Annotated in this window: 25 protein-coding genes, 1 riboswitch and 1 other annotated feature; of the genes, 10 read left to right on the forward strand and 15 right to left on the reverse strand. The window is 44.0% G+C overall.

All coding sequences use genetic code 11. The features are described from left to right. Window positions 1–297 precede the first annotated feature (297 nt). Both focA and MSG35_RS09155 read right to left on the reverse strand, forming a co-directional pair. Window positions 298–1,140, reverse strand: coding sequence for a formate transporter FocA (gene focA / locus MSG35_RS09150; protein ID WP_050621867.1), 843 nt, complete (start codon window positions 1,138–1,140; stop codon window positions 298–300). 362 nt (window positions 1,141–1,502) lie between these two features. After that, the gene (locus MSG35_RS09155) at window positions 1,503–2,810 is read right to left on the reverse strand and encodes an ATPase (protein ID WP_081228765.1); all 1,308 of its coding nucleotides are present in this window, start codon (window positions 2,808–2,810) and stop codon (window positions 1,503–1,505) included. Between the two features lie 257 nt (window positions 2,811–3,067). On the opposite strand from MSG35_RS09155, the gene MSG35_RS09160 reads away from it, so the two are divergent. The 3 genes from MSG35_RS09160 to MSG35_RS09170 all read left to right on the forward strand — a co-directional run bounded on the left by MSG35_RS09160 (window position 3,068) and on the right by MSG35_RS09170 (window position 4,940). Further along, window positions 3,068–3,298: a TIGR02647 family protein gene (locus MSG35_RS09160; RefSeq protein ID WP_017060280.1), complete on the forward strand. Its 231-nt coding sequence runs from the start codon at window positions 3,068–3,070 to the stop codon at window positions 3,296–3,298. Between the two features lie 114 nt (window positions 3,299–3,412). Beyond that, window positions 3,413–4,267: an NAD(P)H-binding protein gene (locus MSG35_RS09165; protein WP_248383737.1), complete on the forward strand. Its 855-nt coding sequence runs from the start codon at window positions 3,413–3,415 to the stop codon at window positions 4,265–4,267. Then, on the forward strand, window positions 4,260–4,940 hold the full coding sequence (locus MSG35_RS09170; protein ID WP_248383738.1) for a YdcF family protein: 681 nt from the start codon (window positions 4,260–4,262) through the stop codon (window positions 4,938–4,940). The genes MSG35_RS09165 and MSG35_RS09170 overlap by 8 nt, the downstream gene beginning before the upstream one ends. Before the next feature lie 150 nt (window positions 4,941–5,090). Here MSG35_RS09170 and MSG35_RS09175 read toward each other — a convergent pair whose 3' ends face one another. Both MSG35_RS09175 and cysS read right to left on the reverse strand, forming a co-directional pair. Continuing rightward, the gene (locus MSG35_RS09175) at window positions 5,091–5,669 is read right to left on the reverse strand and encodes a thymidine kinase (RefSeq protein ID WP_017060277.1); all 579 of its coding nucleotides are present in this window, start codon (window positions 5,667–5,669) and stop codon (window positions 5,091–5,093) included. A gap of 97 nt (window positions 5,670–5,766) precedes the next feature. Then, complete coding sequence (cysS, locus tag MSG35_RS09180) at window positions 5,767–7,152, reverse strand: cysteine--tRNA ligase (protein WP_248383739.1); 1,386 nt, start codon at window positions 7,150–7,152, stop codon at window positions 5,767–5,769. A gap of 353 nt (window positions 7,153–7,505) precedes the next feature. On the opposite strand from cysS, the gene MSG35_RS09185 reads away from it, so the two are divergent. The 4 genes from MSG35_RS09185 to MSG35_RS09200 all read left to right on the forward strand — a co-directional run bounded on the left by MSG35_RS09185 (window position 7,506) and on the right by MSG35_RS09200 (window position 10,802). After that, complete coding sequence (locus MSG35_RS09185) at window positions 7,506–8,000, forward strand: peptidylprolyl isomerase (protein WP_017060275.1); 495 nt, start codon at window positions 7,506–7,508, stop codon at window positions 7,998–8,000. 77 nt (window positions 8,001–8,077) lie between these two features. Beyond that, on the forward strand, window positions 8,078–8,812 hold the full coding sequence (lpxH, locus tag MSG35_RS09190; RefSeq protein ID WP_065675744.1) for a UDP-2,3-diacylglucosamine diphosphatase: 735 nt from the start codon (window positions 8,078–8,080) through the stop codon (window positions 8,810–8,812). Window positions 8,813–8,935: 123 nt separating this feature from the next. Beyond that, window positions 8,936–10,153 carry an EAL domain-containing protein gene (locus MSG35_RS09195; RefSeq protein ID WP_248383740.1) on the forward strand — a complete coding sequence of 406 codons (1,218 nt, stop codon included), beginning with the start codon at window positions 8,936–8,938 and terminating at the stop codon, window positions 10,151–10,153. Window positions 10,154–10,289: 136 nt separating this feature from the next. Next, window positions 10,290–10,802 carry a YchJ family protein gene (locus tag MSG35_RS09200; protein ID WP_248337531.1) on the forward strand — a complete coding sequence of 171 codons (513 nt, stop codon included), beginning with the start codon at window positions 10,290–10,292 and terminating at the stop codon, window positions 10,800–10,802. Between the two features lie 225 nt (window positions 10,803–11,027). Here the strand turns inward: MSG35_RS09200 and hisIE are convergent, their stop codons facing one another. From hisIE to MSG35_RS09245, 9 genes are all read right to left on the reverse strand, one after another. Continuing rightward, window positions 11,028–11,678 carry a bifunctional phosphoribosyl-AMP cyclohydrolase/phosphoribosyl-ATP diphosphatase HisIE gene (hisIE, locus tag MSG35_RS09205; RefSeq protein WP_009848800.1) on the reverse strand — a complete coding sequence of 217 codons (651 nt, stop codon included), beginning with the start codon at window positions 11,676–11,678 and terminating at the stop codon, window positions 11,028–11,030. Further along, complete coding sequence (gene hisF, locus MSG35_RS09210; RefSeq protein WP_248383741.1) at window positions 11,675–12,448, reverse strand: imidazole glycerol phosphate synthase subunit HisF; 774 nt, start codon at window positions 12,446–12,448, stop codon at window positions 11,675–11,677. The genes hisIE and hisF overlap by 4 nt, the downstream gene beginning before the upstream one ends. Continuing rightward, window positions 12,430–13,167 (reverse strand): 1-(5-phosphoribosyl)-5-[(5-phosphoribosylamino)methylideneamino]imidazole-4-carboxamide isomerase, encoded by a 738-nt coding sequence (hisA, locus tag MSG35_RS09215; RefSeq protein WP_012604374.1) that lies wholly within the window; start codon window positions 13,165–13,167, stop codon window positions 12,430–12,432. Before hisA ends, hisF begins: the two co-directional genes overlap by 19 nt. Window positions 13,168–13,210: 43 nt before the next feature. Continuing rightward, complete coding sequence (gene hisH / locus MSG35_RS09220) at window positions 13,211–13,825, reverse strand: imidazole glycerol phosphate synthase subunit HisH (RefSeq protein WP_048614509.1); 615 nt, start codon at window positions 13,823–13,825, stop codon at window positions 13,211–13,213. Between the two features lie 24 nt (window positions 13,826–13,849). Continuing rightward, window positions 13,850–14,938, reverse strand: coding sequence for a bifunctional histidinol-phosphatase/imidazoleglycerol-phosphate dehydratase HisB (gene hisB, locus MSG35_RS09225; RefSeq protein WP_248383742.1), 1,089 nt, complete (start codon window positions 14,936–14,938; stop codon window positions 13,850–13,852). Between the two features lie 129 nt (window positions 14,939–15,067). Continuing rightward, on the reverse strand, window positions 15,068–16,108 hold the full coding sequence (gene hisC, locus MSG35_RS09230) for a histidinol-phosphate transaminase (RefSeq protein ID WP_248383743.1): 1,041 nt from the start codon (window positions 16,106–16,108) through the stop codon (window positions 15,068–15,070). A gap of 9 nt (window positions 16,109–16,117) precedes the next feature. Then, the gene (hisD, locus tag MSG35_RS09235) at window positions 16,118–17,419 is read right to left on the reverse strand and encodes a histidinol dehydrogenase (RefSeq protein WP_048617710.1); all 1,302 of its coding nucleotides are present in this window, start codon (window positions 17,417–17,419) and stop codon (window positions 16,118–16,120) included. Beyond that, window positions 17,419–18,315 carry an ATP phosphoribosyltransferase gene (gene hisG, locus MSG35_RS09240; RefSeq protein ID WP_009848806.1) on the reverse strand — a complete coding sequence of 299 codons (897 nt, stop codon included), beginning with the start codon at window positions 18,313–18,315 and terminating at the stop codon, window positions 17,419–17,421. The genes hisD and hisG overlap by 1 nt, the downstream gene beginning before the upstream one ends. Before the next feature lie 53 nt (window positions 18,316–18,368). Beyond that, window positions 18,369–18,504: a sequence feature (His leader region), on the reverse strand. A 190-nt stretch (window positions 18,505–18,694) separates the two neighbouring features. After that, window positions 18,695–20,287: a Na+/H+ antiporter NhaC family protein gene (locus MSG35_RS09245; protein ID WP_048609390.1), complete on the reverse strand. Its 1,593-nt coding sequence runs from the start codon at window positions 20,285–20,287 to the stop codon at window positions 18,695–18,697. 112 nt (window positions 20,288–20,399) lie between these two features. Next, window positions 20,400–20,577: riboswitch (Lysine riboswitch) on the reverse strand. A 364-nt stretch (window positions 20,578–20,941) separates the two neighbouring features. Here MSG35_RS09245 and MSG35_RS09250 point away from each other — a divergent pair. Continuing rightward, window positions 20,942–21,352: an H-NS family nucleoid-associated regulatory protein gene (locus MSG35_RS09250; RefSeq protein WP_017060262.1), complete on the forward strand. Its 411-nt coding sequence runs from the start codon at window positions 20,942–20,944 to the stop codon at window positions 21,350–21,352. Between the two features lie 194 nt (window positions 21,353–21,546). On the opposite strand, the gene MSG35_RS09255 is transcribed toward MSG35_RS09250, so the two are convergent. Further along, a complete protein-coding gene (locus MSG35_RS09255; RefSeq protein ID WP_017060261.1) occupies window positions 21,547–22,851 on the reverse strand; it encodes an inosine/guanosine kinase in 1,305 nt (434 codons plus the stop codon). A gap of 102 nt (window positions 22,852–22,953) precedes the next feature. Then, complete coding sequence (locus tag MSG35_RS09260; RefSeq protein ID WP_248383744.1) at window positions 22,954–23,223, reverse strand: hypothetical protein; 270 nt, start codon at window positions 23,221–23,223, stop codon at window positions 22,954–22,956. 204 nt (window positions 23,224–23,427) lie between these two features. On the opposite strand from MSG35_RS09260, the gene mnmA reads away from it, so the two are divergent. Beyond that, window positions 23,428–24,564: a tRNA 2-thiouridine(34) synthase MnmA gene (mnmA, locus tag MSG35_RS09265; protein ID WP_048609389.1), complete on the forward strand. Its 1,137-nt coding sequence runs from the start codon at window positions 23,428–23,430 to the stop codon at window positions 24,562–24,564. 47 nt (window positions 24,565–24,611) lie between these two features. Beyond that, the gene (gene hflD / locus MSG35_RS09270; protein ID WP_136974657.1) at window positions 24,612–25,229 is read left to right on the forward strand and encodes a high frequency lysogenization protein HflD; all 618 of its coding nucleotides are present in this window, start codon (window positions 24,612–24,614) and stop codon (window positions 25,227–25,229) included. Window positions 25,230–25,311 lie beyond the last annotated feature (82 nt).

A 25,311-nucleotide genomic window follows, 5' to 3' on the forward strand; every position in this document is an offset into this window, starting at 1 on the left:
AAACTGTGGATAACCAAATCAATATAGATCCTTTTTTGTCCATTTCGACCCAAGGAAAGATCATCGCCTTTGATCTTTGGGTGATTTCAAAGACATATACACACATGGTGATCAGCGCTGTTGCGTACTCAGATGATCATTAGAGAGATGAAGAAGTAGGTTTTCCACAAATAAAAAACGGCCTGCAATGCAGACCGTCTTGTAAATGTCATAAGTCAGTTCAGTGTTTTCACTGCGCTTTAACTCATCTCGTCAACTGAGCTAGTCACGCCATCTTTGTCGATAGCGCCACCTTTATTAGTCACGTAGGTAGATCAACCAGTACCACATGCCAACAAAGATACCGCCGCCAATGATGTTACCGATGGTAACGGGCAGCAAGTTGTTCATTAAAAAGTCCATCATGTTCAGATCAACATAGTCCGCTGGGTTAGCGCCTGTCATTGTCCAAAATTCAGCTGGAGCAAATGTTTTGATGCCGATAGCTAAAGGCACTTGGAACATGTTCGCAATACAGTGCTCAAAACCAGCCGATACGAACATCGCTACAGGTAAAATCATTACCGCAATTTTGTCAGTCAGTGTGCGTCCACTAAACGTCATCCATACCGCGATACAAACCAATACATTACACATGATGCCGAGCGCGATAGCTTGGATAAAATCGTGGTGCATCTTATGTTGGGAGATCGCCATTGCATTCAAACCCACTTGACCGTGGTCGAACATGTACTGTTTGGTCAGTAACATACAAGCCACCAGCAGCAATGCGCCAATCAAGTTACCTACATAAACTGTAGCCCAGTTCTTAACGAGCGTGCGCCAACTAATCTTGCCACTTGCACGAGCAACCAGAGTCAGCACCGAACTGGTAAATAGCTCACCACCGGTAACAACAACGAGAATTAAGCCCAAGCTAAATGCAAGGCCACCTAATAGGCGAGTAATACCCCAAGGCAAATCACCAGCACCAGTCGTTACGATGGTGTAGAACACAAACGCAATACCGATGTGTATGCCAGCGGAAATAGCTAGGAGAAAAGATTTGATTGGATCTTTGGTTGCTTTACCTACGCCAATATCTGCAGCGCGCTCAGCCATTTGTGGCGGTAATAATGAGTCAAATTGGTTTAGATTCATGATGATTTACATTTTGAAACATGTCGTCGGGAGCGCGATAATCCTCTCTTTCATTTCTGAATTCAAGAGCTATTTTAGGCACAAAATAGCTCTAACAGCCTTGTTGAAAGCAAATAGTCCGAGTTATTCCAAATTCATACGACTTTAGTAGTAAAAAGAAAACTCTGCTGAATGATTAGTTATCAGCATAGAAAATAACACACCTATAAATATCAACAAGTTACGTTAAAACCAAAAGAATAACGTACACTAAAATGGCTCACCGAGCGCTTTTATTTCTAGATTTTGACATAGATCAACAGAACGTAAAAAAGCGCCCTAAGGCGCTTTTAACTCAATCACAAATAAAGAAATTAGTGATGCTAAACCGAAGGTTCAATCACTTCTTCTGATGATTGTTCTAGGGTTGAATCCTCTAGAGTAGATTCAACAGCCGGGGACATCACACCAGAGTCACTTTCGTTGGCCACTTTGCCACCTAAGCTTTTCAAACTATCCACTAACTCTTCTAAGCTTTTAATGTGAGCATCACTCTTGGTAATCTGCTCACCGAGCAACTCACTGTGCTTGGTTGCTTCAGACAGTTGCTGCGCTTGCTTCTGGTTTTCAGACTCCAGCTTAGCCAATTGCTCAGTCAAAGTTTCAATCTCTGACTTTAAAAGCCCTGTCATATCAGAGCTTTTTAACGCCTTAACACTCGCTACTATCTTCTGTGATTGCTGACGTAAACCAACATCACGGTAATCTTCATCATTAACGATTTGTGAAATGCTCAGTAGCTGGTTCTCGGCATTCAAAACCGACTGTTCGAACTGGTCGCCTTTTACGCTCGCCAGCACTTTGACTTCATGAGCGACACTGCGCACGTGGTTCAATTCAAACTCTGCAGCGTGAACCGCGTCTTCAATGATCGACTTTTCACGAGGGCTGGCTTTCACTTGGCTTTCGGCCAACGCAATTTGAGATGCTGCCTTAGCAAAAGTCAACGGAGCAACGTCATCAAAGTCTTCATCTTCCAAGAACTCTAATTCGTTCTTCAAAGGTTCGATGTATTTCTTATGCGCCACTTTAACTTCTAATAAGCGAGCATTGTTAAGAAATTCCACCTGCGCTTCTTGAGCGTCTTCAAGCTCATCGACCAGCACATACTCGAACAACTCGCTGTATTCTGAATACAAACGTTTGTAGCTCGAGGTAAACATGGTATCTGCGCCCAAGAACTTCAGGTAATCCATTTGGACAATCGAATCAGCGAGTACTCGGTCAGCCTTCTTCTTTAACACTAAGATCGAGTCATAGTTTGATTTGATCAAAGCGATTTTTTCATCAAAGGCTTCAGCGTAAGTTAGGCTCGAAAAAATGGAGTAACTCTTGGTTATCCGAGTTTCGTCTTTCAGTAAGTCCGCATAAATGCTTTCAGCATCATCCCATGCGTCTAATAGTTCATTGTAATTCTCTGGTGCATAGAGAGACAATTGAGCATGGTCTTCAAGCTTAACTTCCCATTCGGAGTAAACGCTTTGGACAGACTGAAATGAACGGACCTCTATTGTAGATTCATTATTGTTGTTTGTGGTTTGGTTCGCGTCTGTCTGCTCTGAGGGTGTGCTTTGACAACCTGAGATAGCAAATAGCATACTGATCATTAATGCTACTTTGTTCGCTCTCACTTATGCATATCCTTTTTATACAATATTCGCTCAATGCAAATTATTTCTAGTCACAATATATTACAACCACTTAGCAATAAACATCATTGATGATTTAAGTGGGTGTAAATCACCCAATATAACCAAAATAAACTCATCACTCGATGATTAATCAATCAATTTGGTATCACTTATCAATTCTCTTTATTTGCTATTGCCTGAGCCGAGAATGCGCACTAAGGTGAAGGTAGAGAACGTTATGAATATATAGGTTAATTATGAAGTACAACGCTGAACATATTGCTGATTTAAACCTCCTTCTTCAATTTGATGTAAGTAGTGCTGCTACTGGAATTAAAGTTCATCAAGAGGCTGCTCAAGAAACTCAAGACGCTGTTAAGCGCCTATTCGAAAAAAACCTTTGTACTCAGCCAGACGGCGGTTATCTAACTGATGAAGGTATCGAGATGGCAGAGCGCGCAGACAAGCTTCTTCGCGTACTAAACTAAAGCTCCATTGTTCTAGTAAAAACTCCACTTGCTTCGGCCGTGGAGTTTTTTCATTTTTGGGCAAAGCTTTGTTAGGCTTATTGTAAATTCGTCATTTGCAGTTGTGAGGAACACATGGCTTCTATATTTATTGTCGGTGCAGGATGGGTAGGTGCACCTTTATCTGAACATTTAGAAAAACATGGTAACCGAGTGGTGGTCACGAAAACGACCCAAGCGGGAGCAGACGCCATTGGTAGCGAACAAATTCCATGTGAAGTGTTTAGCTTTGATTCATCCGATCCACAACAGACTATCGGGCGACTCTATTCGCTGTTACTCGAAAACAACACTGAAATTGTGATTGGCAGCTTCCCTCCTGGCTTTAGAAAAGGAGCAGGACAAGAGTATGCCGACTATTGGCAGCAACTCACCAATGCATGCCAAAAGGCCAACATTAAAAAGCTCATTATGGTCAGTTCAACTACGGTATACCCAACTAAGCCGGGTGTGTTGAACGAGCTGGATGCATCACTCCCTCTTTCGACATCAGATAACGAGCAAGCGTCTTTATTTTCCGATAACGCGCGAATCATGCTGCAAGCTGAACAGTCAGTGATTGATTCAGGTATCGACTACACCATTCTTCGCTTTAGTGGCTTAATAGGCCCAAGCCGTCACCCTTCACGCTTTGCAAGCAAGTTAAAACAAGTCAGTACCCAAGCTCCAGCCAACATGCTACACCTTGATGACGCGATTGGTGCTGTCGATTTCGCTATCAGTCAACTGCACAACGAAGTAGTTAACGTGACCACGCCAAATACGGTCAGTAAGGCGGAGTTTTATGCCGCGGCACTGAAAAGCGCCAACAGCAGTGAGCCTCTGCCCGCTGTTGTTGATACCCCAGACAAGTTAATCTCTTCGAAGAAGATTCTCGACTTAGGTTATTCATTTAAATTCGAATCCACACTGGACGCTCTTTATGACTGAACAATCTATAGCTAACAAAGATCCCAACATAAAACTGCATCGCTCAGTCGACACTCTTTGGAACTTTATGTCGATGGGTCACAAGGTTACGCCGTCAGACTGTATCTTTGTATTGTGTAGCAACGATACTCGCGTCGCAGAATATGCAGCTGAGCTTTATCACCAACAGATCGCGCCTTACATCGTTTTTTCTGGCGGTGTGGGACGTTTTACCGAAGGGTGCTTTACAGAAGGGAATTTTGAACGCTCAGAAGCAGAAACATTCGCTTCTATCGCACGAGATTGTGGTGTGCCTGACTCTGACATTATCATAGAGAAACACGCGACAAATACCGGGGAAAATGTACGATTCACTCATGAGTTGCTGACAGAAAAAGGGTTATCGCCGAAGAGGTTAACCTTAGTTCAGAAGCCCTTCATGGAGAAACGTACCTACGCCACCTTCAGTAAACAGTGGCCTGACGAAACTTCCGAGATTACCGTGACGTCACGATGGCAAACTTGGGATGATTACTTTAACGAAGAGCTACCGTTAGACATGGTGTTAGGCGCATTAATTGCTGACTATGAGCGAATCAAAATCTACCCAGCGAAAGGCTTTCAGATTGAGATGCCGATCCCCGACGACGTTGACCACGCCTATCAAGCATTGAAGAAGCTCGGTTTCGAATAAGTCAAAAGATCGACTTCGAATAAAATAAAAGCTCGATCGGGAATAAAACAAAAGCTCGGCTTGGAAGAAAGCAAAACACAGGCCCAATAAACAAAAACGGTGACACTTGGTCACCGTTTTTCGTTCTTTCGCGTTAGCAAATAGATCGGCTTATTTACCCAACGCTTCTTTGTAGTGCAGACGGCAAACAGAAACGTATTTGTCGTTACCGCCAATAGCCACTTGGTCGCCCTCAGCAATCGCCACACCGTGCTCGTCGGTACGAATTACCATGTTCGCTTTACGGCCACAGTGACAAATTGTTTTCAACTCAACAAGTTTGTCTGCCCAAGACAATAAGTAACGGCTACCTTCAAACAGTTCACCCAGGAAATCGGTACGTAGGCCGTAACAAAGTACAGGGATGTGAAGCTTATCAACCACTTCTGTTAATTGGTATACCTGCTCCTTCGATAAAAATTGGCACTCATCGATCAAAACACAATGACGCTTTTCTTCCTCATTGAGCTTTTTGATCGCATCAAACATGTTGGTGTCATTTTTAAACAGCTGAGCTTCAGATTGCAGACCAATTCGTGAGCTCACTTTACCGATACCATAGCGGTCGTCCAACGCTGCCGTAAAGATCACTGGCGTCATGCCACGTTCTTGGTAGTTGAATGAAGATTGAAGAAGCGTTGTTGATTTACCCGCATTCATTGCCGAGTAATAAAAATACATCTGAGCCACAGAAATATTCCTGTTAATTAAAAGTTGAAGATAGAAAAGGTGAAATAGAGAATTCGTGCTAGAAAAAAGGGCTGAAAATCAGCCCTTTTTATAAGATTTACTTACGACGCCAAGTCGTACCTTCTGGGCCATCTTCCAGAACAATACCCAACTCGTTTAGCTTATCACGCGCAAGATCGGCGTTTGCCCAATCCTTTGAAGCACGAGAGTCGTTACGCAGTTTGATCAACGCTTCAATTTCAGCTACTTCGTCGTCGTTACCAGCCGCATCACCTTGAAGGAACGCTTCTGGCTCTTGGTGAAGAATACCGATGATGTCTGCTAGTTCACGCATCAATGCACCAAGTCCGCTTGCTTTTTCAATGCTTTCAGGCTTGATACGGTTGATTTCACGAGCCATTTCAAACAGTACTGAATAAGCTTCAGGTGTGTTGAAATCATCGTTCATCGCTGTAGAGAATCGAGTCACGTACTCTTCGCCACCGGCAGGAGCGGCTGTAAGGTCGAGGCCACGAAGTGACGTGTATAGACGCTCTAGTGATGCACGAGCTTGGTTTAGGTTATCTTCGCTGTAGTTTAGCTGGCTACGGTAGTGACCAGACATTAGGAAGTAACGTACCGTTTCAGCATCGTAATGTGCTAGCACGTCACGGATAGTGAAGAAGTTACCCAGTGATTTAGACATCTTTTCTTTGTCTACCATCACCATACCACTGTGCATCCAAGTATTTACATACTGAGTGCCGTGCGCGCAGCAAGACTGTGCGATTTCGTTTTCGTGGTGAGGGAACTGCAGATCTGAACCACCACCGTGGATATCGAAGTGGTTACCAAGAATAGACGAGTTCATTGCTGAACATTCGATGTGCCAACCTGGACGACCCGGGCCCCATGGCGATTCCCATGTAGGTTCACCTGGTTTAGACATCTTCCAAAGAACGAAGTCTAATGGGCTACGTTTTGCAGAGTCTATATCAACACGAGCGCCAGCTTGAAGCTGATCAAGGTCTTGCTTAGAAAGCTTACCGTATTCTTCGAACTTCTTAACTTCGAACATTACGTCGCCGTTACTTGCAACATATGCGTAGCCACGTTCAATCAGCTTTTCAACAAGTTCGATGATTTCAGTGATGAATTCCGTTGCACGAGGTTCAACGTCTGGACGCTTCATGTTCAACGCATCGAAATCAGCGTGCATTTCGCCGATTAGACGCTCAGTCAGAGATTCACAAGACTCGCCGTTTTCGTTAGCGCGCTTGATGATTTTGTCATCAATATCTGTGATGTTACGAACGAAGTTCAAATCGTAACCAAGGTAACGAAGGTAACGAGTTACTACGTCGAAAGAAACGAACGTACGACCATGACCAATGTGACAGAGATCGTATATGGTTACCCCACAGACATACATGCCGACTTTGCCAGCTGTAATTGGTTTGAATTCCTCTTTCTGTCTTGTGAGCGTGTTATATATCTTCAGCATGATCTCTATCTATTTTATGGATTAATCAAAAATAAGCTCGCAGTATAACAAGTCATACCTTAATAGGTAATCCCCAAAAGCAGGAATTATACCAATCACAGTAAGTAGATGGTCATAAATAGCGCAGAAAAAATGCTTGAGAACAAGGAAGAAATTTTCGATAAGTAGTTATTCTACATTCAAAATTTCTAACGACGTTATCAAGTGTTTTAACAAGCTAGGATGACCAGTTATTTGCGACGATTGGTATTATCTCAAACATCTGAGTTAAGTGAATGATTTGGTGATTTGAAAGTCTGCCAACATGCGCTAGAATTCGAACTTCATATTAAAAAGACAGTAAGGTAACAATCATGATCATCCTTCACACAAATTTTGGTGATATCAAAGTTCAACTTAATGAAGAAAAAGCACCAGAAACAAGCGCAAACTTTCTACAGTATTGCCGTGACGGTTTCTACGACAACACACTATTCCACCGTGTTATCGATGGTTTCATGATTCAAGGCGGCGGCATGACTTCTGGCCTTAAAGAAAAGGCAACTCGTGCAACGATCAAGAACGAAGCAAACAACGGTCTAGCGAACAAAGTTGGTACGCTAGCAATGGCTCGTACTATGGAACCGCATTCAGCGAGCTCTCAGTTCTTCATCAACGTTAACGACAACTCTTTCCTAAACTTCCGTAGCGAAAGCCTAGACGGTTGGGGCTACTGTGTATTCGCAGAAGTTGTTGAAGGCATGGACATCGTAAACAAGATCAAAGGTGTTAGCACTGGTTCTATGGGTATGCACCAAGATGTACCTCTAGAAGAAGTGATCATCACTGGTACTACAATCGAAGCTTAATTCATCGCTTTCGGTTAGTATTGATGAGCCGATAAAATCAGGATACAGGGAGCGAATCGCTCCCTTTTTTTAGACCTATGAAAACATATTTTATATCAGATCTGCACCTTTCTCCGTCACGACAAGACATCACAGACTGCTTCTTAACCTTTATGAAGAAAGAAGCCGTAGAAGCGGATGCACTTTACGTATTAGGTGACCTTTTCGAATTCTGGATTGGTGACGATGATAAGAGTGAATTCGCGACTTCTATCCGCCAAGCGTTTATCGACTTAGTGAAAACAGGCGTGCCTTGTTACTTTACTCAAGGGAACCGCGACTTCTTAGTCGGCAAAAAATTTGCTAAGCAAACGGGCGTGCAACTTCTCGACGAAGTTTCTACGATCGATATCTACGGACAAAAAGCGGTGGTATTGCATGGTGATACCCTATGTACTGAAGATGTAAAGTACCTCGCCTTTCGCGAAAAAGTGCATCAGCCATGGTTACAATGGGTCTTCAACCGAATCCCATTTTTCATCAAGAAGAAAATTGTTTCGAAGGTTCAATCAGATATCAAAGATGACAAGCAGACCAAGTCTCTCGACATCATGGATGTGACACAGCAAGAAGTCGAAGATGTGATGGAACGAAACAATGTCGATTTGATGATCCACGGCCATACTCATCGCCCAGACATCCATACATTTAATGCTAATAATTGCACTAAAACTCGTATCGTACTTGGCGATTGGTATACGCAAGGCTCTGTGCTGGTGTTCACGCCGCAAAGTTTTGAACTACAGAATCGAGCGTTTAGCAATAGCTTTTAACATCACGCTTAAACTTTCACTTTGATTATTATTATCGGTCAGACTTTCTTAGAAAGTGTATGGTAATTTCTAGTGAATTAGCTATTATCTCTCTATCAGAAATAAACCGAACACAGTACCAAGTTGAAATATTCATACGTAGCGCGTCAACCAATACTCGACACAGGCAAGAAAACCATAGGTTACGAGTTGCTATTCAGGGATGGTCCTAAGAACACTTTCCCTGAAGTAGAGCCGGAGCTCGCTACTAGCCGTTTGCTTTCCGACCACTTCTTATCGACCCACTATAATACGTTGGGTGATAAGCTTGGGTTCGTGAACTTCCCATATGCAAGCCTAATCAACTTAGTCCCTACTCTGTTCCCCAAAGAAAGCCTCGTTGTTGAGGTTCTTGAAGACTGCGAACCGACAGACGAGTTACTTGAAGCCATCAAAACCATCTTTGACGCGGGTTATACCATTGCGCTAGACGACTTTGTGCCAAGTAAAGCTTGGAAGCGCTTCTTACCCTACGTTTCAATTATCAAGTTCGATATCCGTTTGACGCCAATTGCTAAAGCCGTGATGTTTATGAACTCTCTCAAAGGACTAGATATCAAGTTCCTTGCTGAGAAAGTAGAAACGTACGAAGAATACCAAGAAGCGAAAAAAGCAGGCTTCACCTACTTCCAAGGTTATTTCTTTAGCAAGCCAGAGATGATCCAAACGCGTGCGCTCAACCCGGCATTCCTGACTACCGTTCAGCTGTTAAAAGAGATTGCACACGACCCTATCGACTTTGGTGAAGTCGAGCGTTTGATTACGCTCGATGTGACCATGTCGTATAAGCTACTTACCTACGTAAACTCCGCTGGCGGTTCACCAACAACGATTCGTTCATTCCGCCAAGCGCTTATTTACCTTGGTGAACAAAAGCTGCGTAAGTTCGTTTCACTGGTGGCTATCGCATCCGCGAAAGAAGATAAGCCGGACTCACTTTATGGCTTAGCGGTAATACGCGCACGTCAGTGTGAACTCTTGGTTGAGAAGATGAATGTTAAGGTTGAGCCTGGACAAGCATTTTTGACCGGTATGTTCTCTCTATTGGACTCACTCTTTGACCAACCATTGAAACAAGTACTCGATTCAGTGCCGATCGACATCGAGATCAAACAGGCCTTGATTCAACGTAAAGGCGTGTTAGGCGCTGTATTGGCGATGGTGGTTGCTTATGAACAAGCTCGTTGGGATGAAGCGACTCGTATTCGCCAGCTTCTCAAACTGAGTGAAGCTCAACTTGGTCAAGCTTATGACGAAGCGACGACTTGGGCTCAAGAGCTATTGTCTCCAGCCTTGAAATAGTAAACTTCGCGCTAACACTTTGATAATTTCAATAACTTCAACAGAAACTAAACTTTGGTGAGCGATCGTTTCTTGGTAAACTCCCACGCATTCATTTATGGCCTCTTAATAGAGGCCATTTTTACAGGATCTGACTATGTCTTTATGCCCATGCGGTAGCAATAATACTTACCAACATTGCTGTGAATCAGCGCACCTTAACCACAGTGCCGTTGAAACACCTGAGCAATTGATGCGCTCTCGTTATTCCGCGCACGTGTTGGGTTTGGTTGACTATGTTGTTGCGACTTACCACCCTAGCTGCAATGCAGAAGCACAAAGAGAAGGCATCGCCGAATCTATCGACAGTGATTGGTCAGGGTTAGAGGTCATCGATACTGCGGCAGGTTCACACCAAGACGAAGGCTTTGTTGAATTTAAAGCTTACTTCAATGAAGACGGCGCACAATACTGTATGCAAGAGCGCTCGCGTTTCGTTCGTGAAAACGGCCTATGGTTCTATATCGACGGTGAGTTCCCAGAGCAAGAAGAAACTACACAGCCAGAAATCGATCCTCGCTTAAACCAAACGGTTGAAAGCTTCAAGATCGGCCGTAATGACCCGTGTATTTGTGGTAGCGGAAAGAAGTATAAGAAGTGCTGCGGGTAACTCGCACGAATAAGAAGTCAGACTAATAGAAGAGATTCCTGATGTCGCTTAGGCTCCTCGGAATGACGTAAAGTCAGAGTTTAGAAAAGTGACGTAGGGCTTAGAAATCTTGAAATCTTGAAATCTTGAAATCTTGAAAATTCAAAAGCTAAAAAGCCCCGTAAACATATTTGTTTACGGGGCTTTTATCTATCTGTTACGTAGTTCGATTAATCTAAACAGAGCTTACTTATGGCGCTCTTTTAATTTGTTCACCACATCGTTCATCGATAAGCCTTGGTCTTGTAAAAGAACCATCAAGTGATAAATCAAGTCTGCTGACTCACACACTAATTCCGCCTTATCGCCCGACGTCGCCGCAAGCGCGACTTCAACGCCTTCTTCGCCCACTTTTTGCGAAATACGCTTGGTGCCACGGGCATATAGACTGGCAGTATAAGAAGATTCAGGGTCTGCGTCCTTGCGGGCAGCCAGTAGCTGCTCAAGCTGATGAAGCCACACCATCTGAGACTCTTCTTGCTTGTCTCCATCCCAACATGTTGTTGTACCTGTGTGGCACGTTGGGCCAATGGGATTAACTTTAACCAGTAAGGTGTCGCTGTCACAGTCCAAGGCGATGTTTTGCAGTTGCAATACGTTGCCCGACGTTTCACCTTTCGTCCAAAGACGCTCTTTGGTGCGAGAGAAAAACGTCACATTGCCTGTTTCACCGGTTTTCTCAAGTGCTGCTGGGTTCATGTATCCCATCATTAACACTTGGCTCGATTGGTAATCTTGAACAATAGCTGGCACTAAGCCATCTACTTTTTCCCAGTTAATACGCTCTGACAATGCGCCTACTTCTGTTTTTGATAAGCTTGCGGTTTCAAAACTCATAGTCGCACCTCTACATCTTGTTGTTTTAAATATTGTTTAAGTTCACCAATATTGATGACTTGCTTGTGGAATACCGAAGCTGCTAATGCACCGTCCACGTTGGTCTTCTTATAGGCTTCAGCAAAGTGCTCCATTGCACCTGCGCCACCAGAGGCAATCAATGGCACATTACACACTTCACGCACCATGTTTAACTGAGCGATGTCATAGCCGTTACGCACGCCATCTTGGTTCATCATGTTTAACACAATCTCACCTGCGCCACGCTTCTGTACTTCCTGCACCCAATCTTTGGTTTCCCATTTGGTTGCTTTAGTACGCGCTTCATCACCAGTGAACTGGTAAACCTGATATTTACCGGTTTCTTTGTCGAAGTATGAATCGATACCGACAACGATACACTGCACGCCAAACTTATCAGCTAGGTCAGTGATCAGCTGTGGGTTAGCCAATGCCGGTGAGTTGATTGATACTTTATCTGCACCAAACTCAAGAATGCGCGCTGCATCTTCTGCTGATTTAATACCACCAGCCACACAGAAAGGAATATCGATCACTTCAGCTACGCGTTTCACCCAGCTTTTATCGACCACACGGCCATCACTTGATGCGGTGATGTCATAAAATACCAATTCATCAGCGCCCTCTTCTGCATAGCGTTGTGCTAGCGGAACGATGTCGCCAATAATTTCGTGGTTACGGAACTGAACGCCCTTAACCACCTGTCCATCACGGACATCCAAACAAGGGATTATTCGCTTTGCCAACATGCAAATGCCTCCTCTGCGGTAAACTTGCCATCAAGTAGTGCACGACCCACAATCACACCCGCAACACCGCTGCCTTTAAGCGCTTCGATATCAGCTAGGCTGCCAATGCCGCCCGATGATTGGAACTGAACTTGTGGGTACTGCTTACAAAGATCAACATATAGCTCTACGTTTGATCCTTCTAGCGTGCCATCGCGTGAAATATCTGTACACAGCACGTGTTTAAGACCAACTGTGAGGTAGTCTTCAATCAGCGCTTCAATGGTCACGCCTGAATCTTCTTGCCAACCTGAAATCGCCACTTTACGTGTGCCGCTTTCGTCAATATTGATGTCCAGAGCCAGCACGATTTTTTCCGCGCCGTACTTCTCCATCCAACCTTTCACCAACTCAGGTTGCTTAACGGCTGTAGAACCAACTACAACACGCTGTGCACCAGCTTCTAGTAGATCAACGACATCTTGTTCGTTACGCACGCCACCACCAATCTGGATGTTCGCAGGCGTGCTAGCAAGTAGCTTTGCGATAAGGTCAAGTTGACGAGCGGTTGTGTCTTTTGCACCCGTTAAGTCAACAAGGTGAAGCCAACCTGCACCAGCTTGGTGATACAGGTTAAACTGCTCTGCAGGGTCTACTTTGTATTCTGTTACTTGCCCGTAATCACCTTGGAATAAGCGAACTACTTGGCCTTCAATTAAATCTAATGCGGGAATAATCATTTACATTCCTTATATGGCAACGTTGGCCGCTGCCTAATCCTTATTACAATTCCAAGAAGTTCTGAATCAGCTTAGAGCCAGCTTTCGAAGATCGCTCTGGGTGGAACTGAACACCATAATAATTGCCACTTTGAACCGCCGCAGTGAACGGATTACCGTAATCACATTGTGCGATTGTGTAGTCGCCCACTGGCATTGCGAAGCTATGAACAAAGTAGAAGTATTCGCCTTCTTCAATGTCTTTAAATAGCGGGTGATAAGGCGTTGCTGTTACTGTATTCCAACCCATGTGTGGTAATGGCAAGTCGCCCGTTTCAAGTAAACGAACTTCACCATCACACAAACCTAGACATTCAACTAACTCGTCAGCCTTTTGGCCTTTCTCTTGAGACAGTTTACCTAACAGCTGCATACCCAAGCAGATACCTAGCAGAGGCTTCTCTACTTGCTTCACAAGGGTAACAAGGTCACGCTCTTGCAGGTTCTTCATTGCCTCACTTGCTGTACCTACTCCGGGTAGGAATAGCTTGTCGGCAGTAAGAACAACTTCTGGTTCTTTTGAAATTTCAACTGCGTAGCCCAGACGTTCAATCGCAAACTTCACCGATGAAACGTTGGCACAACCAGTATCAATGATAACGACTTTTTGCTCTTTCATTGTTTTTCCTTGCTAACGTTAGCCTTACAGAACGCCTTTGCTGCTTGGTAACTCGTTACCTTCAACTTTGATTGCTTGGCGAAGAGTGCGGCCAAACGCTTTGAACAGGCTTTCAATGATGTGGTGATCATTATTGCCATCAGAAGAAAGGTGTAGCGTACAAGCCAGTGTATCAGTTAGAGAACGGAAGAAGTGAACCACCATCTCTGTTGAAAGATCACCCACTTGCTCGCGGCTGAACTTAGCATCGAATTTCAAGTATGGACGACCAGAAAGGTCTAGCGCACACTGAGCCAAACACTCGTCCATTGGTAGGCTAAAACCAAAACGGCCAATACCACGTTTGTCGCCTAGTGCATCTTTCAATGCTTGGCCTAAAGCCAGAGCGGTATCTTCTACTGTGTGGTGATCATCGATGTGCAGGTCGCCCTTCACAGTCAGGTTCATTTGGAAACCACCGTGTGTCGCGATTTGATCAAGCATGTGGTCGAAGAAACCCATGCCGGTATCGATCTTGTTGCCACCAGTTTCATCAAGGTTTACTGCAACCTTGATATCTGTTTCTTTAGTGGTACGAACTACTTCAGCAATACGCGCATTAACCGTCAGATCTTTAACGATTTGTGGCCAGTTAAGCGTGCCTTCTGTTTCCGCATCCGGGCCATATTGAAATCCGCGGATAGCCATGTTCTCTGCCAGTTGAAGATCCGTCATTCGGTCGCCAATCACAACAGAGTGTTGGAAATCGACTTTACCTTCTTGTAGGTACTCTTTAACCATACCCAGTTTAGGCTTGCGGCAAGAGCAGTTATCTTCGTCAAAGTGAGGGCAAATAAGCACGTCGTCAAACTTAACGCCTTGAGATTCGAAGAACTCCATCATCATATTGTGTGGCGCATCGAAATCTTCTTGTGGGTAGCTATCGGTACCTAGGCCATCTTGGTTCGTGACCATCACTAAGCGGTAGCCAGCGTCTTGCAAAGCAAGCAGGCTAGGAATCACTAGCGGTTCGAATTTTAGCTTGTCTAAACGGTCTACTTGAAAGTCAACTGGCGGCTCAACAATTAAGGTGCCGTCACGGTCTATAAAAAGTATTTTCTGTTGTTTACTCACTTGAACTTCCTTTTAATTTTAAATCTGGTGGCCTAGCAAAAATCAAACGCTAACCCAAAATATTGGTTTCACTTGCCAGCCCAATTAATCAAATCAAACTGGCAAATGTTATTACTGGCAAGCCTTTCGTTACTGATAGAAGTTACGAATGAATCCAAGTGTCTTTTCGCACTCTTCGCGGTTACCAATACTAATACGAACACAGTCTTCAATCGGTGAATTACGCAAAATAATGCCCGTATCCCAAGCCGCTTTAAATAACTCATCGCCGTTCGGGAATTTAACCAGTAGGTAGTTACCCCAACCATCAAATACCGTCACTTGAGGCATGCCTAATAGACCCGCTTGCAAATACGCTCGGTTAGCACTTAAATCTAGAACTTGGAACTTAGCTCGCGCGAGTCCTTGCTCTGAGAGAGCTTGAACGGCAATGTCAGCAACAGGGATTGGCACAGGATAAGGAGCGATCACTTTCAACAGTACATCGATAAGCTCTTTATTCGCTAGCGTAAAGCCACAACGTAAGCCTGCCAAAGCAAAGGCCTTCGACAAGGTACGCAGAATCGCTAGGTTTGGATATTGCTCAAGCAAATCAACGGTTGACGCTTCTGGACAAAAATCGATATACGCTTCATCCATCACCACAATCGCTTTGTCTTGTGTCATTTGAAGCAACTTGATGATGTCTTTACGATCAACCAAATTACCAGTTGGGTTATTTGGGCTACAAACAAACACCACTTTTACGTTGTCGAGCTGAGCTTCAATAGCTGGAAGATCCAATTGCCACTCAGAAGTCAGAGGCACAACCTTACGCTCAACACCAATCGTCTCTGCACTGATTGCGTACATACCATAAGTGGGTGGGCAGTAAAGAATAGCGTCTTCGTTCGGCTCACAGAAAGCACGAATCAGTAATTCAATACCTTCGTCAGCACCACGTGTTGTCAGAGTTTGCTCTGATTTCACGCCTGCGTATTGAGCGTAAGCGTCGATCAGCTCTTTTGGCTGACACTCGCTGTAACGGTTAAGACGAGACAAGTTCAGGTTGTACTCGTTATCAAACGGAGATTCGTTGGCGTTTAGCCACACATCACCAGTACCGCCAATGCGTCTTGCAGACAAGTAAGGTGTCAGAGCCTGAACTTGTTTTCTTGCTAACTTTTCCATGCCCTACCCTTATTTCGCTTTATTTAACTTTTCAACTCGGATAGTCACAGCGCGTTTGTGTGCATCCAAGCCTTCGGCTTCCGCCATTGTTACTACAGTTGGCGCTAGGCCTTTCAAACCGTCAGCTGTTAGCTCTTGCACCGTCATTCGCTTAGAGAAATCAGCCAAACCTAGGCTTGAATACGTCTTGGTATAACCGTAAGTCGGAAGAACGTGGTTTGTACCTGATGCGTAGTCACCCGCAGATTCTGGAGACCAGTCACCCAGGAAGATTGAACCTGCATTGTCTAACAACGGCAGCAATTCACGTGGATTCTTGGTTTGAACGATCAAGTGCTCAGGGCCGTAGAAGTTCGAAATCGCAATCGCTTGAGTGAGCGATTCAGCAATGATGATTAAGCTTGAAGCCAATGCTTGCTGAGCGATGTTCGCACGAGACAGCTCTTTCAATTGCTTTTGAACCGCTTCTGTTACTTGGTCTGCAACCACTGGAGATGGAGTTACCAGTACAACCTGAGAATCAGGGCCGTGCTCTGCTTGGCTCAACAAATCCGCCGCAATGAAATCTGCATCGGCAGTTTCATCGGCAATCACTAACACTTCAGACGGGCCCGCAGGCATATCAATCGCCGCACCGCGGAAGTCATTGCTCACTTGACGCTTAGCTTCAGTTACGTACGCGTTACCTGGGCCAAAGATCTTATCGACCTTAGCCACACTCTCGGTACCGTAAGCCATTGCAGCCACCGCTTGACCACCACCAACGTTGTAAACCTCGTCGATCTTACAAAGCTTAGCGACATACAAGATTTCATCAGCGATTGGCGGAGGTGAACAAAGCACAACCTTGCGACAACCTGCAATTTGAGCGGGAACACCTAACATAAGAACCGTTGACGGAAGTGGCGCACTGCCACCTGGAATATAAAGGCCAACAGTATTAATCGCGCGCGTCACTTGCTCACACACAACACCAGGCTGTGTCTCAACCTTAATTGGCTGTGGCTTTTGAGCTTCGTGAAACTTAGCAATATTGCTATAAGCTTGCTCTAACGCTTGCTTCATCTCTGGTGTTAGACGAGCACACGCCTCTTCGATCTCACCCGAACTGACTCGGATAGATTCTGGAGTCACACCATCAAACTTTGCGGTCAGCTCTCTAAGCGCGGCATCGCCTTCATTTCGTACTTTTGCAATAACATCAGAAACAGTCGCTGTGATGTTTGCACCTTCAGTAATAGCTGGACGCTCTAATACCGAGTCTTGCTGTGATTCACTTAAAGATTGCCAAACAACGGTTCTCATCGTCACTACCCCATCATTTTTTCGATTGGTAATACTAGAATCGAGCTTGCACCCAATTCTTTCAGCTGTTCCATTGTTTCCCAGAACAAGTTCTCTGTACTTACTAAGTGAACGGCAACTTTGTCTTTGTCCGTTGATAGTGGAAGAACCGTTGGATCTTCAGCACCAGGCAGTAGTGCTTTGATTTGTTCTAGCTGAGAGGTTGGCGCGTGAAGCATGATGTACTTCGACTCTTTCGCTTGTTGAACACCCTGCATACGAGTCAGTAGTTTTTCAATCAATGCAGTTTTGTCTGCGTCGAAGTCACCAACACGTTGAATCAGTGTTGCTTTCGATTGGAAGATAGCTTCTGCTTCTTTTAGGCCGTTTGCTTCTAGCGTTGCGCCTGTAGAAACTAAATCAGCGATAGCGTCTGCAAGGCCAGCGCGAGGAGCAACTTCAACCGAGCCTGTTAGCATACAAGTGCTGAATTCAACACCCTGCTCATCCATGTAGGCTTTCAGTAGTTGTGGGTAAGTTGTCGCAATACGTTTGCCCGCAAGATCTTGTGGGCCGTTGTACACTTCATCTTTGTTGATTGCGATAGAAAGACGGCAACCACCAAAGTCTAAACGACGTAGTGTGCGAAACTCTGATGGCTCTTTAAGAGCAACACGGTCTAGACGAACTTCTTCTAGCTCATTTTCACCGATGAAACCAAGGTCAACCACACCATCCATGATAAGACCTGGGATGTCATCATCACGAACTAATAACAAGTCGATTGGCATATTTAGTGAATGAACAACTAGGCGCTCACCCATGATGTTAAATTTAACACCACATTTTTTAAGTAGGTCTTGGCACTCTTTACTTAAGCGACCTTTCTTTTGAATTGCGATTCTTAGGCGTTGTGTCTGCATTGCTGTATCCCTGTGCAAATATTTGAATTTATTGATTATTTAAAAGCGCTAAAACTAAAAAACCCTCGGAAGACTTTGTCATCCCGAGGGTTTAAATCTAAATTCTTTGACTTAACCTCCGGGAGAATTCTTGCTCCCGGGTATACGTAAATCTCCCCGAAAGACTAGATAGGGTGATGATGGTGATGAATGTTCATTACTAATTTACGCATACTTATAAGCTCTTCAGTTGTTTGCTTTCTTATCTCCACACTAACTAAGCTGAGATCCTTTTTCAACCATTTATTCGAACTTTTTTCACGAAACTTAAAATTAAATTAACAAGCACAAAAAAGGGAGGCCAATGCCTCCCTGATAGTTTACTGATTAGCTTTCAGTTTTAGCTTTTGCACGTCGCCATTTTGCAGCGAGAGAAGTAAGCCAATGCAAAACATACAGCAACAAACGTTAGAGACGCTGCGCCAAATGCGATGCCAATTGAAGATGTCATACCTAGAGTAATGAAACCAATGCACGATACGAACGCTACAGACAGCGCGTATGGAAGCTGAGTCGATACGTGGTCAATGTGGTTACAACGAGCACCAGTAGAAGACAGAATCGTTGTGTCTGAGATTGGAGAACAGTGGTCACCAAATACAGCACCTGCTAGAACCGCACTTAGCATCGGCAGAATTAGCGCGATGTCAGATGCCGCAGCCATGTCGCCCGCGATAGGTAGCATGATACCGAACGTACCCCAAGATGTACCTGTTGAGAAAGCCATAATGCCAGCTAGAAGGAACAAGATAACTGGTAGCCAGTGGTAATCAATGCTGCCGGTTACTAGAGACGATAGGTAAGAACCTGTTTTCATGTCGCCGATTACAGAACCGATAGTCCAAGCGAACACAAGAATTAGGATAGCGCCAAACATAGAGCTTGCACCAATCCACATCGTTCTTGCGATATCTGCCATAGATAGCTTCTGTTTGAATACAGTTGCTAGAGCAACGATTAAGCCGATAACGCCACCATAAACAAGTGACTTACCTACATCCGTGTTTTCAAACGCACCTAGAAGGTTAAATGCTTGACCATCAGCAGTCAGCGCTTGGCCACCGGTGTAAAGCATCGCAGCAACCGTCGCTACGATTAACGATACGATTGGCATAACCAGATCAGAAACAGAACCGTTTTCGCTCTCTTCGATATCTAGCTCTTCGTTTAGATCGTGAGCTTGCTTTTGATCGTTGTCGCCTTCAAAGCCACGACCTTGAGATGCTTCGATTTCATGCTCACGCATCTTACCAACGTCTAGACCGAACCATGCCACTGCAAACACCATTAGTAGTGCGAATACAGCGTAGAAGTTCATTGGGATAAGACGAACGTAAGCACCCAGTGCAGAATACTCTGTCACACCGTGTGTCACTAAGATGCCACCAATAATCGTGATGATGTAAGCACCCCAGCTAGAAGCAGGCATGATCACACACATAGGAGCAGCCGTTGAATCTAGGATATAAGCAAGCTTAGCGCGAGATACGTAGAAACGGTCTGTTACAGGACGAGAGATAGCACCAACCGCTAGGCTGTTAAAGTAGTCATCAACAAAGATGAATACACCTAAGAAAGCAGCAAGTAGTTTTGAACCACGTTTGCTCTTAACGCGAGACTGCGCCCACTCCGCGAATGCGCGAGTACCGCCAGACAGTGTTAATAATGCCGTTGTCATTCCAAGAATAATTAGGAATGCAATGATGCTCATGTTCCAAGTGTTGATGCCACCATCTTCGATGAAAACACCAGATGCTTTAGTAAACACGTAACTAGCTGCGTTACCTACTGAGTAGTCAGCAAGTAAAATCGCACCCATGATGATACCGACACCCAAAGAAACCAATACACGGCGGGTAACAATAGCAAGGCTCAAAGCCACAAGGGGCGGAAGCAAGGATAAAGGTGATGTTGCAAAATCTATTAAATTCATGATCTTCAAAAACCAGTTTTTTATTTGGCTAGAGATCTACTGCAGACAAACTTGATACGGCTGACCAAGCTCATGTTGAACTAAGCGAAAGGGAAGTGAACACTTCACCCAACCCTACAGTAGCGCTCCATAGTTTAAAATTAAGACTATGGCAGTGTTGTACCTATTGAGCACAACCCCAGCAAATTGCTTAGATATACAATTTACTTCGGCAATTACACCTTTCATTCCCGTTCATTGGCATCACCCCAACGGAAGTTACTTTTTATAATTGCACCTCTACGTGCGATAACATTATTAACCGTGTAAAACAGAGTTTAACAACAAATTAACCAATACCTCGCATCAGGTAGCCGCAATTGTACTCATCAAGAGCAACAATGCAACATATCATTCCGAGAAAAATAGCTTTTTGTTAATGAACTAATCAATAGAAGAATAGTCTACATAAGTTGACTACTCCACCTGTCACATATCACTTTTTAAGATATTCTTAATAATTATTATAAATTCAATAGAAATACCGCTCTGAATTTTCAACTATTCATCTCACTTTTATATTTAAATATGTAATAGAAGAAATACTATTTGTTTTATTCCTAGGCTCTGTTTATTATTAGGATGATTATTTAGTTTACCTTGATGGAAAATATCATGTCTGAATTAACAAAAACTCTATTAAATATCCGCAGCCTTCGTGCGTTCTCACGTGAATTAACTCTTGAGCAACTTGAAGAAGCGCTAGACAAGCTGACTATTGTTGTACAAGAGCGTCAAGAGTCTGAAGCTGAAGAGCGTGCTGCTAAAGCAGAGCAAGAAGCTAAGCTTTCTGCTATTGCAGAACAAATTGCAAAAGACGGAATTGATGTTGCCGATCTTATTGCTGCACTTTCTGGTGAAGCAAAATCTAAAACAACAAAAGCTAAACGCGCTCCTCGCCCAGCGAAATACAAATACGTAGACGCAAACGGCGACGAGAAGACTTGGACAGGTCAAGGCCGTACGCCTTCAGCTATCCAAGAACAGCTAGATGCTGGTAAATCTCTAGAAGAGTTTGCTATCTAAACATTTAGTTTACTTAGTGTGTAATCAATTACACGCTAAGCAATAGAATTAATATTTAAGTCGACCAAAGTATTATTTACGACTTCAATATATTCAGAAACAAAAAAGGCTCCTTTCGGAGCCTTTTTTATATTTGTACTATCAGTATTAGAAACCAACTGATACTGATAGTACTACTGATTAAAGAAAGTAACTTATCTTTCCCAGTACGCTTCTTCTAGGCTATCTTCTCTTTCAGGCAGGCCACGAGATAAACGTGGAGAGTGTTGAACCAACACTTCATAGCTAGCACGATTAGAATATTTACAAACTTGTGAGAACGAAGAGTACGTCAAGAATGAATGTTGATGTTTACTTGAGTTTGGCACGTTTTCTTTGTGGTACTTATTAGCAGCCATATCATGTAATAAAGCTGATAACGCAGCATCACCTGCACCATTGGTATTTTTGATCTTTTCTGGTCCACCCATGTATGGCGCAATGTGCGAATACACTTTAGTTGGGTTTTCACATAAATCTTTATGCGCAGGACGGCTAAATTCAAAACGGTTGAATTCCGCAATTGAACCTGGAAGTAAAGGCAGTGACGTTTCACGCTTAGCTGCATCTTCTGTATAACCAGCCATAAATAGGCCAACAGGTCCCGCAGTACATAGAACAAGGTCTACCCAGTCTAGCGCTTTATCTGATGCAGCCAGTGGATCGCTTTCACCCGTTAACGCTTCAGCTTCGTCTTCATTCATTGCAACAACCGTTACGTGTTGCTCAAGGAAATCTTTCCAGAATTCTGGATCATCTTGAATAACGAACTTAGTACCTAGTGTCAGAACTACCGGCACATCGTATTTCTTCGCGTATTCGATCGCTTTCATTGTTGCTTCAGGCATCGGGTCGCCTGGCTTACAACGAACTAAATAAGCCGTTAAAACTAAAGCAGAAGCACTTTTGAAGATTTTTTCAGGAATGCTTTCTGGTTTTAATTGGTTCATTTGTCCTTCGCTAATTGCGAAAGTACGTTCACCATCTTCTGTAATTAATGCAAAGCAGCGACCAATTGCGCCATCTACCCCTTGTAAATGGTTCAGATCCATTCTGCTTGATGTATTACATAAATAGCGATAACCGTAACTACCAATCTTAATATCTTGGCTCATTACACCTAGCAGTGTTGAACGGTCATCCGCTAGCACTGAATAGTTGTGTAATGTGTTACCAATTGTGCCACCAGCGTATTCATTGGTAATCAGGCACTGCTCTTTTAATTCTTGATATAAAGATTCAGCGGCTGCGTCACCAATAACCAGTGAATGTCCCTTGCTCAAACCATACTTCTCAATAAGTTCAGAACTCACCTTTGCTTCAATATCCACCAATGTTTGGTCAATACCGATAATATGAGTGCGTGACATTCTTTTACTGCTTTGAGCTTGGCTCACTAGAGGATCACGAGCGTGAACCGGAAAGTAGTGCTTTGATTTACGTTGTCCAGGGAATTTCATAGGGCTAGTCTAAGTCAAGGGGAAATAGGTGGCGGATTCTACCGCGCTATATTTAACGCGGCAATCTTTCAAACTATAGCAAACGTTTGCTGAAGGTTTTTTTTATTCGCCTTCCATAAAGCTTAAATCAGGCAGCATGCCCAAATGCTCTGCGTAACGTTTTTGATTGAACTCCGCGCCGTTTTTCATAACGTCAAATACTTCAATTGCCAGTGCACATGCCATAGCCGCAATTGCATCTTCACGTGGAGTACCAGTCATCATTAAACGCATCAACGTCTCTTTCACTTTCACTGGTTCGCCATCTTCAAGCTGATTCTCGATGATCTCAATCAGCTCTTCTTCTTGCATAAATTCATTTTGTTCAGACATTTTTTTATCTCAGGTCTTGGATTTCGAGCGACTATGCCACATATACTTCTGACATCCTAGCGACTCACCTCGCTCTCATGCGATTCTCTAACAAAGTCAGCGCACTATTTGTGCAAATGAAACTGTGATTCCGGTCTCGGATCTGTCACGGCGTTTCTCTTTCTGTTAGAATCTGCGACCAAGTAATAGTAACGGTGTTTAGACATGTCAGATATCAGCTCTGGAAACAGCGAAAAGAAAGTAATTGTCGGTATGTCCGGCGGTGTAGATTCGTCAGTATCGGCGTATCTTCTTCAGCAACAAGGCTATCAGGTAGAAGGCCTTTTCATGAAAAACTGGGAAGAAGACGATAACGAAGAATACTGCACGGCAGCTGAAGATCTTGCTGATGCTCAAGCGGTATGTGACAAACTAGGTATCCACCTTCACACTATCAACTTTGCTGCAGAATACTGGGATAACGTATTCGAATACTTCCTTGAAGAGTACAAGGCAGGTCGTACACCTAACCCAGATATCCTTTGTAACAAAGAAATCAAATTCAAAGCATTCTTAGAGTTTGCGGATGAAGTGCTAGACGCAGACTACATTGCGATGGGTCACTACGTTCGTCGTACTTTCCCAACTCAAGAAGAGCTTGATGCTGGCGTAAAACCAGAAATGCTACGCGGTCTAGACAGCAACAAAGACCAAAGCTATTTCCTATATACGCTAAGCTCAGATCAAGTGGCACGCAGCCTATTCCCTGTCGGTGAATTAGAGAAGCCAGAAGTGCGACGTATTGCTGAAGAGCAAGACTTGATCACAGCGAAGAAGAAAGATTCAACAGGCATCTGCTTTATCGGCGAGCGCAAGTTCACTGAGTTCCTAGGCAAATACCTACCAGCACAACCGGGTAACATTGAAACACCTGAAGGCCAAGTGATTGGTCAACACCAAGGTTTGATGTACCACACGCTAGGTCAGCGTAAAGGCCTTCATATTGGCGGCACTAAAGGTGGTGGCGGTAACGAAGAACCATGGTTCGTTGGTGAAAAAGATCTGAAGCGTAATGTTCTGATCGCAGTACAAGGTAAAGATCACCCTCTTCTAAAATCAGAAGGTTTGATCGCTTCTCAGCTTCACTGGGTAAATCGCACACCAATTACTGAAGTTATGACATGCACGGTAAAAACACGTTACCGTCAAACCGATATTCCTTGTACAATCATCCCAATTGATGATGAGAACATTAAGGTTATTTTTGATGAGCCACAGATTGCTGTGACCCCTGGTCAATCGGCAGTGTTCTACCTAGACGACGTTTGTCTTGGTGGTGGTATCATCGAAAAGCGCATCTAATCAAATCGACGAACAACAAACGATAGAAGACAACTAGGAGTTACTACGTGGCTAATACACTTTATGACCGTACTATTGCTTTCGCCGGAATTTGCCAAGCTGTGGCTTTGGTTCAACAAGTAGCGAAAGACGGCCATTGTGATAAAGATGCCTTCGAAGCCTCACTCAATGCTATTTTAAATACCAACCCGGCGAACACCGTGGGCGTATTTGGACGTGAAGCGAACCTAAAACTTGGCCTTGAGTGCTTAGTAAAAGGTATCGATAGTACTCCAGCTGGTAGTGATATTACTCGCTACATCATCAGCTTGATGGCGCTTGAGCGTAAGCTATCTTCTCGTAACGACTCTATGTCTCAGCTTGGCGATCGCATTCAAACTGCAGAACGCCAAACTGAACACTTTGATCTGTTTGACGAGCAAATGATCAGCAACCTAGCAAGCATCTACCTTGATGTTGTGAGCCCTATTGGCCCTCGTATTCAGGTTTCTGGTACACCATCTGTACTTCAACAGACATCGAGCCAACATAAAGTTCGTGCACTGCTTTTATCAGGGATTCGAAGCGCTGTTCTTTGGCGTCAGGTTGGTGGTAAACGCCGCCATCTTATCTTCGGTCGCAAGAAGATGATCGAGCAGGCTCAAATCCTACTAGCTCGAATGTAATTTATTAGCTCGCGCCTCGTCGCGAGCTTGTTTTTTGTATCAACACAACTCTCACGCAAACGATTGCGCAATGTGCGTGACA

The sequence above is a fragment of the Vibrio sp. 1CM23M genome (genome assembly GCF_023161755.1).
In the GTDB taxonomy this organism is placed as follows: Bacteria; Pseudomonadota; Gammaproteobacteria; order Enterobacterales; family Vibrionaceae; genus Vibrio; species Vibrio coralliirubri.

What these genes read in the sequence shown, in the direction of transcription:
- focA (WP_050621867.1), bottom strand. Translation starts at nt 1,140, where the DNA reads ATGAATCTAAACCAATTTGACTCATTATTACCGCCACAAATGGCTGAG.
- MSG35_RS09160 (WP_017060280.1), top strand. Translation starts at nt 3,068, where the DNA reads ATGAAGTACAACGCTGAACATATTGCTGATTTAAACCTCCTTCTTCAA.
- MSG35_RS09165 (WP_248383737.1), top strand. Translation starts at nt 3,413, where the DNA reads ATGGCTTCTATATTTATTGTCGGTGCAGGATGGGTAGGTGCACCTTTA.
- MSG35_RS09170 (WP_248383738.1), top strand. Translation starts at nt 4,260, where the DNA reads ATGACTGAACAATCTATAGCTAACAAAGATCCCAACATAAAACTGCAT.
- cysS (WP_248383739.1), bottom strand. Translation starts at nt 7,152, where the DNA reads ATGCTGAAGATATATAACACGCTCACAAGACAGAAAGAGGAATTCAAA.
- MSG35_RS09185 (WP_017060275.1), top strand. Translation starts at nt 7,506, where the DNA reads ATGATCATCCTTCACACAAATTTTGGTGATATCAAAGTTCAACTTAAT.
- lpxH (WP_065675744.1), top strand. Translation starts at nt 8,078, where the DNA reads ATGAAAACATATTTTATATCAGATCTGCACCTTTCTCCGTCACGACAA.
- MSG35_RS09200 (WP_248337531.1), top strand. Translation starts at nt 10,290, where the DNA reads ATGTCTTTATGCCCATGCGGTAGCAATAATACTTACCAACATTGCTGT.
- hisIE (WP_009848800.1), bottom strand. Translation starts at nt 11,678, where the DNA reads ATGAGTTTTGAAACCGCAAGCTTATCAAAAACAGAAGTAGGCGCATTG.
- hisF (WP_248383741.1), bottom strand. Translation starts at nt 12,448, where the DNA reads ATGTTGGCAAAGCGAATAATCCCTTGTTTGGATGTCCGTGATGGACAG.
- hisA (WP_012604374.1), bottom strand. Translation starts at nt 13,167, where the DNA reads ATGATTATTCCCGCATTAGATTTAATTGAAGGCCAAGTAGTTCGCTTA.
- hisH (WP_048614509.1), bottom strand. Translation starts at nt 13,825, where the DNA reads ATGAAAGAGCAAAAAGTCGTTATCATTGATACTGGTTGTGCCAACGTT.
- hisC (WP_248383743.1), bottom strand. Translation starts at nt 16,108, where the DNA reads ATGGAAAAGTTAGCAAGAAAACAAGTTCAGGCTCTGACACCTTACTTG.
- hisG (WP_009848806.1), bottom strand. Translation starts at nt 18,315, where the DNA reads ATGCAGACACAACGCCTAAGAATCGCAATTCAAAAGAAAGGTCGCTTA.
- MSG35_RS09245 (WP_048609390.1), bottom strand. Translation starts at nt 20,287, where the DNA reads ATGAATTTAATAGATTTTGCAACATCACCTTTATCCTTGCTTCCGCCC.
- MSG35_RS09250 (WP_017060262.1), top strand. Translation starts at nt 20,942, where the DNA reads ATGTCTGAATTAACAAAAACTCTATTAAATATCCGCAGCCTTCGTGCG.
- MSG35_RS09255 (WP_017060261.1), bottom strand. Translation starts at nt 22,851, where the DNA reads ATGAAATTCCCTGGACAACGTAAATCAAAGCACTACTTTCCGGTTCAC.
- MSG35_RS09260 (WP_248383744.1), bottom strand. Translation starts at nt 23,223, where the DNA reads ATGTCTGAACAAAATGAATTTATGCAAGAAGAAGAGCTGATTGAGATC.
- mnmA (WP_048609389.1), top strand. Translation starts at nt 23,428, where the DNA reads ATGTCAGATATCAGCTCTGGAAACAGCGAAAAGAAAGTAATTGTCGGT.